This is a genomic window from Pseudomonas sp. Arb-4-2C (genome assembly GCF_055755015.1).
This window is the reverse complement of record NZ_CM146899.1, coordinates 792452-808535: the sequence shown is the minus strand read 5'-3', so window position 1 is coordinate 808535 and position 16084 is coordinate 792452. Positions and strand designations below refer to the sequence as shown.

The following is a 16084-nucleotide window of genomic DNA, read 5'->3' as shown; positions in this document are numbered from 1 at the left end:
GCGCAAAATGGCTGGCGTGCAAACCCCGATGTGTACCGCGTTGTTGATCGACGGCGAACTGGTCGCCGGGCAGGGTTTTGTCGAACCGATCCTCAACCCGGCCACCGGAGAAATCCTCACGCACATCGCCGAGGCCAGCACCGAGCAGGTCGAAGCCGCCATCCTTGCCGCTCACCGAGCCTTTGCCGAATGGTCGCGCACCACGCCGCAGCAACGTTCGAACCTGCTGCTCGACATCGCCAACGCCGTCGAAAAACATGCCGACCACCTCGCCCGCCTCGAATCGCTGAACTGCGGCAAGCCGCTGCACCTGGCGCGTCAGGACGATTTGACCGCGACTGTCGATGTGTTCCGTTTCTTCGCCGGTGCCGTGCGTTGCCAGACGGGTCAGCTCAGCGGCGAATACCTGCCGGGTTACACCAGCATGGTGCGTCGTGACCCAATTGGCGTGGTGGCCTCGATTGCGCCGTGGAACTACCCGATCATGATGGCCGCGTGGAAAATCGCCCCGGCCCTCGCCGCCGGCAACACCCTGGTGTTCAAGCCGTCCGAGCACACGCCGCTGTCGATCCTCGCACTGGCGCCGGCACTGGCCCAAATCCTCCCGCGCGGGGTCATCAACATCATCTGCGGTGGCGGCGAAGGGGTCGGCAGCCACCTGGTCGGCCACGCCAAGGTACGCATGGTCTCGCTGACCGGCGATATCGTCACCGGCCAGAAGATCCTCCAAGCCGCGGCAAAAACCCTCAAACGCACGCATCTGGAACTCGGCGGCAAGGCCCCGGTGATCGTCTGCAACGACGCTGACCTTCAAGCGGTGGTCGAAGGCGTGCGCACCTACGGCTACTACAACGCCGGTCAGGACTGCACCGCCGCCTGCCGCATTTACGCGCAGGCCGGAATACACGATCAACTGGTCGCCGAACTCGGCGCTGCGGTCAGCAGCCTGCGTTTCGCCGGCAAACGTGACGCCGACAACGAAATCGGCCCGCTGATCAGCACCCGCCAGCGCGACCGCGTTGCCAGTTTCGTCGAGCGCGCCCTCGGTCAGCCGCACATCGAACGCGTGACCGGTGCGGCGGTGCATTCCGGTGCCGGTTTCTACTATCAGCCGACCTTGCTCGCCGGTTGCAAACAGAGTGATGAAATCGTCCAGCGCGAAGTGTTCGGCCCGGTGGTCACCGTGACCCGTTTCGAGGAACTCTCGCAAGCGGTCGACTGGGCCAATGATTCCGAATACGGCCTGGCTTCGTCGGTGTGGACACAGAATCTGGACAAGGCAATGCAGGTCGCCGCGCGCTTGCAGTACGGCTGCACGTGGATCAACAGCCATTTCATGCTGGTCAGCGAAATGCCCCACGGCGGGCTGAAACGCTCAGGATACGGCAAAGACTTATCCAGTGATTCGCTGCAGGACTACAGCGTGGTGCGGCACATCATGGCCCGCCACGGCCAGCATCTCTGACTACGCTAATAACAAGCCGAAAACGGCATGCTTCACCGCGTTCAAAACTGCCCCGACCATAATTTAAAGAAGAGGGTTCAACCATGTTCGTGCACAAGACCGCACTGCTCAGTGCAATCACCACGGCCTTGCTGGCCAGCGCCAGCCTGCAAGCTGCCGAGCCGTTGAAGGCCGTCGGCGCCGGCGAAGGTCAGCTGGATATCGTGGCCTGGCCGGGCTACATCGAACGTGGCGAGAGTGACAAGGCCTATGACTGGGTGACCGGTTTCGAGCAGGAAACCGGCTGCAAGGTCAACGTGAAAACCGCCGCCACTTCCGACGAAATGGTCAGCCTGATGGCCAAGGGTGGTTACGACCTGGTCACCGCGTCGGGCGATGCGTCGTTGCGGTTGATCGTCGGCAAACGTGTGCAACCGATCAACACCGCGTTGATCCCGAACTGGAACACCCTCGACCCGCGCCTCAAGGATGCGCCGTGGTACGTGGTCAACAAGCAGACCTACGGCACCCCGTACCAGTGGGGCCCGAACGTGTTGATGTACAACACCAACGTGTTCAAGACGCCGCCGACCAGCTGGAACGTGCTGTTCGATGCGCAGAACTTCCCCGACGGCAAGCCGAACAAGGGCCGCGTGCAGGCGTATGACGGGCCGATCTACATCGCCGACGCGGCGCTGTACCTGAAGACTGCCAAGCCTGAATTGGGGATCAAGGACCCATACCAACTCACCGAAGCCCAGTACAAAGCCGTGCTCGATCTGTTGCGTGCGCAGCAGCCGCTGATCCACCGCTACTGGCACGACACCACGGTGCAGATGAGCGACTTCAAGAACGAAGGCGTGGTCGCCTCCAGCGCCTGGCCGTATCAGGTCAACGGCTTGATCAACGAGAAGCAGCCGATTGCCTCGACCATTCCGAAAGAGGGCGCCACCGGCTGGGCCGACACCACCATGCTGCACGCCGAGGCCAAGCACCCCAACTGCGCGTACAAGTGGATGGACTGGTCGCTGAAACCGAAAGTCCAGGGTGACGTGGCGGCGTGGTTTGGTTCGTTGCCGGCCGTTCCCGCGGCGTGCAAGGAGAGCGAACTGCTCGGCGCCGAGGGTTGCAAGACCAACGGTTTCGACCAGTTCGACAAGATCGCCTTCTGGAAAACCCCGCAGGCTGAAGGTGGCAAGTTCGTGCCATACAGCCGCTGGACTCAGGACTATATCGCGATCATGGGCGGCCGCTAACAGTCATTCCGGTAGCTACTGCGCGTCGACTTTGCCCCGTTGACCTTTATCAAAAGCAAAACTGAAATTCGAAAGACTGATTTTTCAGAAGTCCAGGCAGGGCCGCTGCGACGGCCCGTGCCTTTTTGGAGTACCGCACCATGACACTTGCAGTCCAGTTCACCAACGTCTCCCGGCAATTCGGCGAGGTGAAGGCCGTTGACCGGGTTTCCATCGACATCAAGGACGGCGAGTTCTTTTCCATGCTTGGCCCTTCCGGCTCAGGCAAAACCACGTGCCTGCGCCTGATCGCCGGGTTCGAACAACCAAGTGCCGGTTCGATTCGCATCCACGGCGCTGAAGCCGCCGGCCTGCCGCCGTATCAGCGCGATGTAAACACGGTGTTTCAGGATTACGCGCTGTTCCCGCACATGAACGTTCTCGACAACGTCGCCTACGGTTTGAAAGTCAAAGGCGTGAGCAAAACCGAGCGCCACAAGCGCGCCGAAGAGGCGTTGGACATGGTCGCCCTCGGCGGTTACGGCGCCCGCAAACCGGTGCAGTTGTCCGGTGGTCAGCGCCAGCGTGTGGCCCTCGCCCGCGCCTTGGTCAATCGCCCGCGCGTACTGCTGCTCGACGAACCGCTGGGTGCACTCGACCTGAAACTGCGCGAACAGATGCAAAGCGAACTGAAGAAGCTGCAACGTCAGCTCGGCATCACCTTCATTTTCGTTACCCACGATCAGACCGAAGCGCTGTCGATGTCCGATCGCGTGGCGGTGTTCAACAAGGGTCGTATCGAACAGGTCGACACCCCGCGCAATCTGTACATGAAACCGACTACCACGTTCGTCGCCGAATTCGTCGGCACTTCGAACGTGATTCGCGGCGATCTGGCGCGCCAGCTCAGCGGCCATCCGCAGCCGTTTTCGATCCGCCCGGAACACGTGCGTTTCGCAGAGGGCCCGCTCGCCAGCCATGAAATAGAAGTCAGCGGCCTGCTCCACGACATTCAATATCAGGGCAGCGCCACACGCTATGAACTGACGCTGGAAAACGGCCAGACCCTGAGCATCAGCCACGCCAACAATCAGTGGATCGACAGCAGCGCGCAACACCAGACCGGCCAGCGCCTGAACGCGCGCTGGGCGCGGGAAGCGATGATTCCGTTGCACGACACCGTTGCCGGCGGGGTGTGACATGAGCACGCTCGCGATGACTCAATCGCCGCCCTTTCGGCGGTTTTCCAACCTGCTCTATCGCAAGCCGAACCTGTATTTGTCGCTACTGCTGGTGCCGCCGCTGCTGTGGTTCGGGGCGATCTATCTGGGCTCGTTGCTGGTGCTGTTGTGGCAGGGTTTCTACACCTTTGACGACTTCACCATGGCGGTCACCCCTGACCTGACCCTGGCGAACTTTGCCGCGCTGTTTCAGCCGTCGAACTTCGACATCATCCTGCGCACGCTGAGCATGGCCATCGTGGTGTCGATCGCCAGCGCCATCGTCGCCTTCCCGATTGCCTACTACATGGCGCGCTACACCACCGGCAAGACCAAGGCGTTTTTCTACATCGCGGTGATGATGCCGATGTGGGCCAGTTACATCGTCAAGGCCTACGCCTGGACATTGCTGCTGGCCAAGGGCGGTGTGGCGCAGTGGTTCGTGCAGCATTTGGGGCTGGAGCCGGTGTTGCAGTTCATTCTGGGGATTCCCGGTGTGGGTGGCAGCACCTTGTCGACCTCGCACCTGGGGCGGTTCATGGTGTTTGTGTACATCTGGCTGCCGTTCATGATCCTGCCGATTCAGGCTTCGCTGGAACGCCTGCCGCCGTCGCTGTTGCAAGCCTCCGCCGACCTTGGCGCGAAGCCGCGACAGACCTTTATGCAGGTGATTGTGCCGCTGTCGATTCCCGGGATTGCGGCGGGCTCGATCTTCACGTTCTCGCTGACGTTGGGTGACTTCATCGTGCCGCAACTGGTGGGGCCGCCGGGTTACTTCGTCGGCAGCATGGTTTATGCGCAGCAAGGTGCGATCGGCAATATGCCAATGGCCGCGGCGTTCACGCTGGTACCGATCGTGCTGATCGCCATCTACCTGTCCATCGTCAAACGACTGGGGGCCTTCGATGCACTCTGACAAAGCATCCATAGGGCTGAAAATCGCAGCCTGGGGCGGGTTGGTGTTTCTGCACTTCCCGATCCTGATCATCTTCCTTTACGCCTTCAATACCGAGGAAGCCGCGTTCAGCTTCCCGCCGCAAGGCTTCACGTTGCACTGGTTCAGCGTGGCGTTTTCGCGGCCGGACGTGCTGGAAGCGATCAAGCTGTCTTTGCAAATCGCTGCCATCGCCACATTGATTGCGATGGTGCTCGGCACACTGGCTTCGGCAGCGTTGTACCGCCGCGATTTCTTCGGCAAACAAGGCATTTCGCTGATGCTGATCCTGCCGATTGCGTTGCCGGGGATCATCACCGGCATCGCCTTGCTGGCGACGTTCAAGACGCTGGGGATCGAACCGGGGATGTTCACCATCATTGTCGGCCACGCGACCTTCTGCGTGGTGATCGTCTACAACAACGTCATCGCCCGCCTGCGGCGTACTTCGCACAGTTTGATCGAGGCCTCGATGGACCTCGGCGCCGACGGCTGGCAGACCTTCCGCTACATCATCCTGCCAAACCTGGGCTCGGCATTGCTGGCCGGCGGCATGCTGGCGTTTGCGCTGTCGTTCGACGAAATCATCGTCACCACGTTTACCGCAGGCCATGAGCGCACATTGCCGCTGTGGTTGCTCAATCAACTGAGCCGCCCACGGGATGTGCCGGTGACCAACGTCGTCGCGATGCTGGTGATGATGGTGACCATGCTGCCGATTCTGGGCGCGTATTACCTGACGCGCGGTGGCGAGAGCGTCGCGGGCAGCGGCGGGAAATAAACGAATAACTGAAGAAACCGGACTCCTGTAGGAGTGAGCCTGCTCGCGATGACTGACTGTCATTCAACAGTGGTGTCGACTGTAAGACCGCTATCGCGAGCAGGCTCACTCCTACATTTGAATTCGGTTCGACAGAACAATAAAAGTGTTAGCGAGGACAATGAAATGCAAACCAAACTCTTGATCAACGGCCACCTGGTCAACGGCGAAGGCCCGGCGCAACCGGTGCTCAATCCTTCGCGCGGCGAGGTGTTGGTGGACATCAACGAAGCCAGCGAAGCCCAGGTCGATGCCGCCGTGCGCGCCGCCGACAACGCGTTTGCCGAGTGGTCGCAAACCACGCCGAAAGACCGCTCGTTGCTGCTGCTCAAACTCGCCGACGCCATCGAAGCCCATGGCGCAGAACTGGCCAAACTCGAGTCCGACAACTGCGGCAAACCCTACAGCGCCGCGCTGAATGACGAGATTCCGGCGATTGCCGACGTGTTTCGTTTCTTCGCCGGCGCCAGCCGTTGCATGAGCGGTTCGGCCGGTGGCGAATACCTGCCCGGCCACACCTCGATGATCCGCCGCGACCCGGTGGGCGTGATCGCCTCCATCGCACCGTGGAATTACCCGCTGATGATGGTCGCCTGGAAAATCGCCCCGGCGCTGGCTGCCGGTAATACCGTGGTACTCAAGCCGTCGGAACAAACCCCGCTGACCGCGCTGCGTCTGGCCGAACTGGCGTCGGAAATCTTCCCGGCTGGCGTACTCAATCTGGTGTTCGGGCGGGGGCCTACCGTTGGCAGCCCGCTGGTCACGCACCCGAAAGTGCGCATGGTCTCGTTGACCGGCTCCATCGCCACGGGCGCCAACATCATCTCCAGCACCGCCGACAGCGTTAAGCGCATGCACATGGAATTGGGCGGCAAGGCGCCAGTGATCATCTTCGACGATGCCGATATCGATGCCGCAGTCGAAGGTATTCGCACCTTTGGTTTCTACAACGCCGGGCAGGATTGCACCGCTGCTTGCCGCATCTACGCGCAACAAGGCATCTACGACAAGTTCGTCGAGAAACTCGGCGCGGCAGTCAGCAGCATCAAGTACGGCTTGCAGGATGATCCGTCGACCGAGCTGGGGCCGCTGATCACCGCGCAGCATCGCGACCGCGTCGCCGGGTTTGTCGAGCGTGCGGTGGCGCAATCGCACATTCGTTTGATTACCGGTGGCAAGGCTGCCGAGGGCAATGGTTTCTTCTTCGAACCGACGGTGCTGGCCGATGCGCAGCAGGACGACGAAATCGTCCGTCGCGAAGTGTTCGGGCCGGTGGTGTCAGTGACCAAATTTACCGATGAAGCGCAGGCGCTGGAATGGGCCAACGATTCGGACTACGGCCTCGCCTCCTCGGTGTGGACGGCGGATGTAGGACGCGCGCATCGCCTGTCGGCACGTTTGCAGTACGGCTGCACCTGGGTGAACACGCACTTCATGCTTGTCAGCGAAATGCCGCATGGCGGTCAGAAATTGTCCGGTTACGGCAAGGACATGTCCATGTATGGGCTGGAGGACTACACCACGGTTCGGCATGTGATGTTCAAGCACTAAACGTCAAAAGCTTCGCGAGCAAGCCCGCTCCCACATTTGAAACGCGTTCCCCCTTGGGAGCAAGCCTGATCGCGAAGGCGTCACCCCGGTTTCAGGAAGGAAACCGGCTCTGCGCACCACCAGGATTCAACACCTGACAATAACTACCGACCCGGGCGGCGCTCCCAAGGCCCCGCCACGGCCTCGGCCATCCGAAATCTGCCGATTTCACGGAGCAAACACACATGAGTGCCTCACCCGATCTCTCCGCCGCCGTTGCCGACAGCGATGCCGAACAACTGCGCAAACTGGGCTACACCTCGAACTTCAACCGCAGCATGAGCCTGTGGGAAAACTTCGCTCTAGGCTTCACTTATCTGTCACCGGTCGTAGGGGTTTATACCCTGTTCGGCCTGTGCCTGGCCGCCGGTGGCCCACCGATGTTCTGGGCCTATTTGCTGGTCGGTTGCGGCCAGTTGCTGGTGTGCCTGATCTTCGGCGAAGTGGTCTCGCAGTTTCCGATTTCCGGCGGTGTGTACCCGTGGGCGCGACGTCTGGTGGGCAAGAAATGGGCGTGGATGGTGGGCTGGATCTACTCCATCGCCCTGTGCGTGACCATCGCCGCCGTTGCCGTCGGAGCCGGCCCGTATCTGGCCGCCATGATGGGCTTTGAGCCGAGCAACAACACCAACATCGTCATCGCTCTGGTGCTGACCTTGTTCGCCACGCTGGTCAATCTGAGCGGCACCAAAGTGCTGGCACGCATCGCCATGTTCGGCTTCCTCTGTGAACTGGTCGGCGCAGTGATCGTTGGCGTCTACCTGCTGGTCTTCGAACGTCACCAACCGCTGAGCGTGCTGTTCAATACCTTCGACATCCGTGTTGACGGCTCGTACCTGCCGGCCTTCCTCACCGCGTCATTGGCGGGGATGTTCCTCTATTACGGCTTCGAGGCCTGCGGCGACGTCGCCGAAGAAACCCCGAACCCGAGCGCAAAAATCCCGGTGGCCATGCGCATGACCATCTACATCGGCGGCATCGCGGCGATGTTCGCCTGCCTGGCGCTGATCCTCGCCGTGCCGGACATGCAAGCGGTGATCAACGGCACCGACAAGGACCCGGTCACCACCATCCTCAACAACGCCTTCGGTCCGATCGGCTCGAAAGTGGTGATGGGCGTGGTGATGATTTCCTTCATCTCCTGCGTCATCAGCCTGCAAGCGGCGGCGAGCCGTCTGCTGTACTCCTACGCCCGCGATGAAATGGTCATCGGCAGCCGACTGCTGAAAAAGATTTCTCCTGCGACCCAAGTGCCCGTCGCCGCGTTGTTCGTGTCCGGCGTCCTGCCCGCGCTGATCATCGCCCTTGGCTTCTTCCTGCAAGACGCGGTGGCAACCATCGTCAGCTTCGCCGCCATCGGCATCTACCTCGCGTTCCAGATGATCGTGCTGGCCGCGCTGTACGCCCGCAGCAAAGGCTGGAAACCCAGCGGCAAATTCACCCTCGGCGCATGGGGCTGGCCGGTGAACCTCGGCGCGCTGGTGTACGGCGTCGGCGCAATCATCAACATGGCCTGGCCGCGTACGCCGGATGCTGCGTGGTACATCAACTATGCAATGGTGCTGAGCACGGCCATCGTGATTGGCCTGGGGCTGGTATACATGTGGATTGGCAAGCCGTACGACCATGGGAAGGCGCCGGCTGGGGATGCGTGGAAGGTAAGTCGCTAAGAGTTTTTGATCCCGGCACTGACCAGGTGCCGGGGTTCAGGAAAGCGAGAACAAAACATCAAAAAGAAAGCTCTGCCTGATCGTGCTTCAACAAGGAAATACGGTCGAACAGTTTGATTTTTTCGTTGGCTTTTTGCTTGGCGTGATCGGACATGAAAGCAATCAACTCTTCGAGCTGATTGACGTCTCCGACCACTTTGAATTCCTTTTCCTTGTTGACGTGGAGTCGACTGTTCTGGCGGGCCACTGCCCAAGGTTATTCCGCGGCGTTGAACCGCTGCAGAACACCGTGGTTCTGGATCGTTCGAGGCTCAACAGGTACTCGTGAATGGAAGTATCGGCGCCACCTGCATCACCCACCACCACTTCAAAATCCCCATCGCCGATGCCGACGCAGGCAATTTGATTGATCTGGCCACCGTAAAAGCCATAGGGTTTTCACCATCCCTCCGCCAGCGCTAGAACCGCGAAACACTGCGCATCGCATCCACCAGATACCTCATCGCAATCCGGTCGCTCTCCGACAACTCGCGATAGCGCTCTACCAGTTTCAATTCCTCGGAGCTCAATCGACGCCTTCTGCGTCCGATGCTCAGGCAGGGAAAGATGCCGAGCATTTCGGTGATGTCTTGTACTTTTGCCATGGACGATGTCCTTCTCTAATACGTCAAAGAACTGCTTGATCACCACATCGCCCTGCCCCTTACAGCAGCGCCGCGTGCCCTGCCGGTCGGGCCGGCCATGCCCATAGAACAGGAAGTTAATCGGTGCTGAAAAGCTGTTTTTAGAGTAATTAGTCGAGAAAAGCAGATATGCCCTGTAAATCAGAAAGGCTTGTCAGATATTTAACCGACATGTCTTGTTTCATTGACACACTGGCGCGGTGAATCAACGAATTTTGCAACGCGAGCGAACCGTTTAAGCTAGCGGGCATCTGTTTATAGTCCGTTGCGTTTGGCCGAAGGCTTGTCCGAACCGTTATTTCTGATCCAGCACGTGCCAGGAAAGGCGCGGGATTGCTCACGACAGGTTGTATTTATGCACCGCAGGAATTTGCTCAAAGCGTCGATGGCCATTGCGGCTTATACCGGTCTCTCGGCTTCCGGCCTGCTGGCCGCCCGTGCCTGGGCGGCCAACGGCGGTGCCGCCGATGGCGAGGCCCAGGCTTTCGACTTCGAAGCGCTCAAGCGCCAGGCCAAGCAATTGGCCGGCTCGGCCTATCAGGACACTAAACAGGTGCTGCCGCCAACACTGGCGACCATGACCCCGCAGAACTTCAACGCGATCCGCTACGACGGTGATCATTCGCTGTGGAAAGAGAACAAGGGTCAGCTGGATGTGCAGTTCTTCCACGTCGGCATGGGTTTCCGTCAGCCGGTGCGCATGTACAGCGTCGATCCCAAGACCCGTACCGCCCGCGAAGTGCATTTCCGCCCGACGCTGTTCAACTACGAGAACACCTCGGTCGACACCCAGCAGCTCAAGGGCGACCTGGGCTTTGCCGGCTTCAAACTGTTCAAGGCCCCGGAGCTGGATCGCCACGACGTGGTGTCGTTCCTCGGCGCCAGTTATTTCCGCGCGGTGGACGCCACTGGCCAATATGGCCTCTCGGCCCGTGGCCTGGCCGTCGACACCTACGCGAAGAAGCGCGAAGAATTCCCTGACTTCACCAAGTTCTGGTTCGAAACCCCGGAGCAGAACGCCACGCGTTTTGTGGTCTACGCCCTGCTCGATTCGCCGAGCGCCACTGGTGCGTATCGCTTCGACATCGATTGCCAGGCCGAGCGCGTGGTAATGGAGATCGACGCCCACATCAACGCACGTACCGCCATTGAACAACTGGGCATCGCACCGATGACCAGCATGTTCAGCTGCGGCACCCACGAACGCCGCATGTGCGACACCATTCACCCGCAGATCCACGACTCCGATCGCCTGGCGATGTGGCGCGGCAACGGCGAGTGGATCTGCCGACCGTTGAACAACCCGGCGACCCTGCAATTCAACGCGTTTGCCGATACCGATCCGAAAGGCTTCGGTCTGGTGCAGACCGACCACGAATTCGCCAACTATCAGGACACCGTCGACTGGTACAGCAAGCGCCCGAGCCTGTGGGTCGAACCGACCACCGCGTGGGGTGAAGGCTCTATCGATCTGCTGGAAATCCCTACCACCGGCGAGACTCTCGACAACATCGTTGCGTTCTGGACGCCGAAGAAACCGGTGGCGGCCGGTGATTCGCTGAATTACGGCTACAAGCTCTACTGGAGCGCCCTGCCGCCAGTCGGCACGCCGCTGGCGCGGGTGCATGCGACACGCTCTGGCATGGGTGGATTCGTCGAAGGCTGGGCACCGGGCGAGCATTACCCGCCGGTCTGGGCCCGTCGTTTCGCCGTGGACTTCACCGGTGGCGGCCTGGATCGCCTGCCGCAAGGCACCGGGATCGAGCCCGTGGTGACGTGCTCCAACGGCAAGGTGCAGGATTTCAGCGTGCTGGTGCTGGATGACATCAAGGGGTACCGGATCCTGTTCGACTGGTATCCGACCAATGACAGTGTTGAGCCGGTCGAACTGCGGTTGTTCATCCGCACCAATGACCGCACGTTGAGCGAGACCTGGTTGTACCAGTACTTCCCGCCGGCGCCGGACAAGCGCAAGTATCCTTGATGATTTGAGGCGCCTGCGCGGGCCTCTTCGCGAGCAAGCCCGCTCCCACATTGGATCTGGGTCGATCACACAGTTTGTGACCGATACAGAGCCACAGTGGGAGCGGGCTTGCTCGCGAAAGCGTCAGCACATTCACCCTCGGAAATTGAAGGTACTGCGTCAGTTCAGCGGGCAATACAGATGAATGTCGTTGGGCTCCTGATCAAACAACTCGGGATCCGCCTGATCAACCAACCGGCAGCCCTGGCGCTGATAGAACTCCACGGTATTGCGCGACTCGGTGGCTGAGACATACAACGCCTCGGCACCGAATCGCCGCCCCTGCTCACAGGCCAGCGCAAACAACTTCGCCCCCAGACCCTGCCCACGACAGTCGCGGCTGATGTGCAGGAATTTCAACTGCCGCATGCTCAGTCTCTGATTGTGGATAACCCGGCTGTCCACAACCACCGCCGCGACCAGCGCCTGCCCATCGAAAGCCCCATACAACCAACCACCTCGCCGCAAGCACTCCTCCAGCGTCCGTGCGTTTTCTTCGGCTTCGCCCTCGGGCCAGCCGCGCATGTCGAAATGCGCCGGGTAAAGCACCAGCACGCCGTTTTCCAGGCGATAGCAGTGCTCTACCAGCTCGCTGCGGTCGATCTGCGCCAGCAACGGCAAGTCGTGTTCGGTCAGTTCCCGTTCGATCAACATGCTCGACTTCCTTGGCAAATGGCAGGCCAGAAAAAACCCGCCGGTTCAATGGCGGGTTTTTATAAACGTTACTCAGGCCTGGAATCAATCACGCAGATCGGATTCGTGAATCGGCTGATCACGATGGGTCGCACGCTGGTATTGCGCCGGCCACACCGCTTTGCGCCCGCCCAGATCATCGTCGGCGTGCAACGGCCAGTACGGGTCACGCAGCAGCTCGCGGGCGAGGAAGATGATGTCGGCCTGGCAGGTGCGCAGAATGTGCTCGGCCTGCGCCGGTTCGGTAATCATGCCCACGGTGCCAGTGGCGATGCCTGACTCCTTGCGCACCCGTTCGGCGAAGCGCGTTTGATAACCCGGCCCGACCGGTATTTCGGCGTTGGCGGCGGTGCCACCGGACGAGACGTCAATCAGATCCACCCCCAGCGCCTTGAGACGGCGTGCCAGTTCCACGGTTTCATCCGGGTTCCAGCCGTCCTCCACCCAGTCGGTGGCCGATACGCGCACGAACACCGGCAACTCTTCCGGCCATACCTCGCGAACGGCCTCGGTGACTTGCAGCACCATCCGAATGCGGTTTTCGAACGAACCACCGTATTGATCGCGGCGCTGATTGCTCAGCGGCGAAAGAAACTGATGCAGCAGATAACCGTGGGCGGCATGCACCTCGACCACACTGAAACCTGCAGTCAGCGCGCGCTTGGCAGCGGCGACGAAGGCTTGAATGACCTCGCCGATCTGCGCTTCATCAAGTTGTTTCGGTTGTGTGTGTTGCGGGTCGAAGGCGATGGGCGATGGCCCAACCGGGGTCCAGCCGCCATCGTCCAGTTTGACGCTGCCATGCTTGCCGAGCCACGGCCGATGGGTGCTGGCCTTGCGCCCGGCGTGGGCCAGTTGAATGCCGGCGACTGCGCCTTGGGCGGTGATGAAACGGGTGATGCGTTGCAGCGGTTCAATCTGTTCATCGTTCCACAAACCGAGGTCTTCGGCGGTGATCCTCCCGTCGGCGGTGACCGCCGTGGCCTCGGTGAAGACCAGGCCGGCGCCGCCCACCGCGCGGCTGCCCAGGTGCACCAGATGCCAGTCGTTGGCCAGACCGTCGACGCTGGAATACTGGCACATCGGCGACACGGCGATGCGGTTGGGCAGGGTCAGTTGGCGAAGGGTAAAGGGTTCGAGCAGCAGACTCATGGGGCACCTCTCAAATCAGTGGGCAGGCTCCAGGGTTCTGTTTGAAAAGTCGACGAGTGACAGGAAAAGGTGCAGCACCCGCCCCCGCGGGCAAAACATTCGACAAGACGTCACAAGGCCAATCAAGCAGTGCTTAGAGCCTAGTCGACAACTGGGGATGAGGCAGGGTTCAGAGTGATTCTGTGTGTGAAAGACCGCCTTCGCGAGCAGGCTCGCTCCCACAAGGGCAACACCGTACCGGAGGGAGCGAACATGCTCGCGAATGGGGTCAACGCGGTTCGATGTGGGCAATCATCAATTGCACCGTCTCGTTGCCACGAAATTCGTTGACGTCGAGCTTGTAGGCCAGCTCGACCCATTGAATCGTCGGGTTCGGCCAGACATCACGGTCAATACCAAACGCAATGCCATCCAGCTTCACCGAACCGCACTCGCTTTTCAGCACCACTTTCAGGTGCCGCTCGCCGACCACCCGCTGCTCGACCAACTGAAACACACCATGGAACAGCGGCTCCGGAAAGTGCTGGCCCCAAGGTCCGGCGTGACGCAGGGCGCGGGCCAGTTCGAGGTGGAATTCCTCCACCGCCAGCGTGCCATCCGACAGCATGCGCCCGGTCAGGTCTTCTTCGCGAAGTTGCCGGCGCACCTCGGCGTCGAATGCCTCGGCGAACAGCGCAAAATTCTCCTGCGGCAAGGTCAGGCCGGCGGCCATCGCGTGCCCCCCGTATTTGGCGATCAGGTTCGGATGCTGCGCGGCCACCACGCTCAGGGCATCGCGAATGTGGAAGCCCTGCACCGAACGCCCCGAGCCCTTGAGCAGGCCGTCACCGGCGTCAGCGAAGGCAATGGTCGGGCGGAAATAACGCTCTTTCATCCGCGAGGCGAGAATGCCGATGACGCCCTGATGCCACTCGGGATCGAACAGGCACAGGCCGAACGGCATCGATTCCACCGGCAAGTCCTTGAGCTGGGCCAGCGCTTCACGCTGCATGCCCTGCTCGATGGATTTGCGGTCCTGGTTCATGCCGTCCAGTTGCGCGGCCATTTCCCGCGCCAGGTTGGCGTCGGCGGTCAGCAGGCATTCGATCCCCAGGCTCATGTCGTCGAGGCGTCCCGCCGCGTTCAGGCGCGGGCCGACGATGAATCCCAAGTCGGTGGACGTGATGCGCGCTGCGTCACGCTTGGCGACGTCGAGAATCGCCTTGATCCCCGGCCGTGCGCGCCCGTCGCGAATCCGCTCGAGGCCCTGATGCACCAGAATCCGGTTGTTGGCGTCCAGCGGCACCACGTCGGCGACGCTGCCCAGCGCCACCAGATCGAGCAGTTCGCCGATGTTCGGCTGTGGCTTGCTCTCGTACCAGCCGAGGCTGCGCAGGCGCGCGCGCAAGGCCATCAACACGTAGAAAATCACCCCGACCCCGGCCAGTGCCTTGCTCGGAAACTCGCAGCCAGGCTGGTTCGGGTTGACCAGCGCATCGGCCAGCGGCAGTTCATCACCGGGCAAGTGGTGATCGGTGATCAATACCTTGAGCCCAGCCTTTTTCGCCGCTGCCACACCTTCGACGCTGGAGATGCCGTTGTCGACGGTGATCAGCAACTGAGGCTCGCGGGTCAGCGCGACTTCGACGATTTCCGGCGTCAGGCCATAGCCGTATTCGAAGCGGTTCGGCACCAGATAATCCACATGCGCCGCGCCCAGCAGACGCAAGCCGAGCACGCCGACGGTACTGGCCGTCGCACCGTCGGCGTCGAAGTCGCCGACGATCAGAATGCGTTGACGCTGCTCCAGCGCCGTCACCAACAGCTCCACTGCCGCATCGATGCCCTTGAGCTGCTGGAACGGAATCAGCCGCGCCAGACTTTTATCCAGCTCCGCCTCGGACTGCACACCCCGTGCCGCGTACAAACGGGTCAGCAGAGGTGGCAGGTCACCGAGAAACGGCAGAGTGGCAGGCAACGGTCGAGGATCAATACGCATGGGGTAACGGAAACTTCTCTTGAATACGTGGGATTAATCAGTAGCGACGCCGGATCAGCCGCGCTCGCCTGCCAGCCATTCCAGTTGGACTTCGTGCTGACCACGGTCGTCGGTGACGAAGATCGTGCCTTCGCTGATCATCACGTCCCACTTGATGACGCGTGGCATGTCCTTGGCCAGGGTTTCCAGCACTTCTTGCGGCACGGCGGCGATGTTGACGTTTTTCAGGTTCTTGGCCACCGGTACGACTTTGCCTTCCCACACACGCAGGCTGCCATAGGCCAGCAGGCTGGTGCGCTCGGTGCGACGCGAGCACCAGGTCAGACGATCGGCGTCCGGCTGGCCGACTTCGATCCAGTGCAGGACACGGTCATCCAGGCTCTTTTCCCACAGCGCAGGTTCATCCACGTCCGACAGACCACGGCCAAACGACAGCAACTCGTTGTACCAGAGGGCGTAGGCCAGCAGCCGCACGGTCATGCGCTCTTCGGTTTCCGAAGGGTGACGGGCGATGGTCTGCTTGACGCTCTCGTAGACGTTGCGGTCGAGGTCAGTGAGGTTCAGTTCGAATTTGTAGGTGGTAGACGGCTGGGCCATGAACGGGCTTCTTGATACGAGGAAAGTCGGCAAGTCTAACCGATG

14 protein-coding genes are annotated in these 16084 nt (G+C 60.9%); 8 read left to right on the top strand and 6 right to left on the bottom strand.

What is annotated here, in order from left to right; all coding sequences use genetic code 11:
• The first annotated feature begins 7 nt into the window (after window positions 1-7).
• From AC0J41_RS03550 to AC0J41_RS03520, 7 genes are all read left to right on the top strand, one after another.
• Window positions 8-1465, top strand: coding sequence for a gamma-aminobutyraldehyde dehydrogenase (locus tag AC0J41_RS03550; RefSeq protein WP_473015969.1), 1458 nt, complete (start codon window positions 8-10; stop codon window positions 1463-1465).
• An 83-nt stretch (window positions 1466-1548) separates the two neighbouring features.
• Complete coding sequence (gene ydcS, locus AC0J41_RS03545; protein WP_025112212.1) at window positions 1549-2700, top strand: putative ABC transporter substrate-binding protein YdcS; 1152 nt, start codon at window positions 1549-1551, stop codon at window positions 2698-2700.
• A gap of 140 nt (window positions 2701-2840) precedes the next feature.
• A complete protein-coding gene (locus tag AC0J41_RS03540) occupies window positions 2841-3878 on the top strand; it encodes an ABC transporter ATP-binding protein (protein ID WP_473014580.1) in 1038 nt (345 codons plus the stop codon).
• A 1-nt stretch (window position 3879) separates the two neighbouring features.
• Window positions 3880-4815 carry an ABC transporter permease gene (locus AC0J41_RS03535; RefSeq protein ID WP_025112210.1) on the top strand — a complete coding sequence of 312 codons (936 nt, stop codon included), beginning with the start codon at window positions 3880-3882 and terminating at the stop codon, window positions 4813-4815.
• A complete protein-coding gene (locus AC0J41_RS03530) occupies window positions 4805-5614 on the top strand; it encodes an ABC transporter permease (RefSeq protein WP_025112209.1) in 810 nt (269 codons plus the stop codon). Before AC0J41_RS03535 ends, AC0J41_RS03530 begins: the two co-directional genes overlap by 11 nt.
• 165 nt (window positions 5615-5779) lie before the next feature.
• Window positions 5780-7204 (top strand): gamma-aminobutyraldehyde dehydrogenase, encoded by a 1425-nt coding sequence (locus tag AC0J41_RS03525; RefSeq protein ID WP_473014579.1) that lies wholly within the window; start codon window positions 5780-5782, stop codon window positions 7202-7204.
• 224 nt (window positions 7205-7428) lie between these two features.
• Window positions 7429-8913: an APC family permease gene (locus tag AC0J41_RS03520; RefSeq protein ID WP_473014578.1), complete on the top strand. Its 1485-nt coding sequence runs from the start codon at window positions 7429-7431 to the stop codon at window positions 8911-8913.
• A 58-nt stretch (window positions 8914-8971) separates the two neighbouring features.
• Here the strand turns inward: AC0J41_RS03520 and AC0J41_RS03515 are convergent, their stop codons facing one another.
• Window positions 8972-9160 (bottom strand): hypothetical protein, encoded by a 189-nt coding sequence (locus AC0J41_RS03515; RefSeq protein WP_473014577.1) that lies wholly within the window; start codon window positions 9158-9160, stop codon window positions 8972-8974.
• Between the two features lie 211 nt (window positions 9161-9371).
• Window positions 9372-9557 carry a hypothetical protein gene (locus AC0J41_RS03510; RefSeq protein WP_025112205.1) on the bottom strand — a complete coding sequence of 62 codons (186 nt, stop codon included), beginning with the start codon at window positions 9555-9557 and terminating at the stop codon, window positions 9372-9374.
• 394 nt (window positions 9558-9951) lie between these two features.
• Between AC0J41_RS03510 and AC0J41_RS03505 the strand changes: the two genes are divergently transcribed.
• Complete coding sequence (locus AC0J41_RS03505) at window positions 9952-11580, top strand: glucan biosynthesis protein D (RefSeq protein ID WP_473014576.1); 1629 nt, start codon at window positions 9952-9954, stop codon at window positions 11578-11580.
• Between the two features lie 159 nt (window positions 11581-11739).
• Here the strand turns inward: AC0J41_RS03505 and AC0J41_RS03500 are convergent, their stop codons facing one another.
• The 4 genes from AC0J41_RS03500 to AC0J41_RS03485 all read right to left on the bottom strand — a co-directional run bounded on the left by AC0J41_RS03500 (window position 11740) and on the right by AC0J41_RS03485 (window position 16039).
• Complete coding sequence (locus AC0J41_RS03500) at window positions 11740-12273, bottom strand: GNAT family N-acetyltransferase (RefSeq protein ID WP_473014575.1); 534 nt, start codon at window positions 12271-12273, stop codon at window positions 11740-11742.
• Window positions 12274-12357: 84 nt separating this feature from the next.
• Entirely contained in the window at window positions 12358-13464 is a 1107-nt protein-coding gene (locus AC0J41_RS03495) for an NADH:flavin oxidoreductase/NADH oxidase (RefSeq protein WP_473014574.1), read from the bottom strand.
• Between the two features lie 268 nt (window positions 13465-13732).
• Window positions 13733-15442 (bottom strand): single-stranded-DNA-specific exonuclease RecJ, encoded by a 1710-nt coding sequence (gene recJ, locus AC0J41_RS03490; protein ID WP_473014573.1) that lies wholly within the window; start codon window positions 15440-15442, stop codon window positions 13733-13735.
• Window positions 15443-15496: 54 nt separating this feature from the next.
• On the bottom strand, window positions 15497-16039 hold the full coding sequence (locus AC0J41_RS03485) for a YaeQ family protein (RefSeq protein WP_025112200.1): 543 nt from the start codon (window positions 16037-16039) through the stop codon (window positions 15497-15499).
• Window positions 16040-16084: the final 45 nt, after the last annotated feature.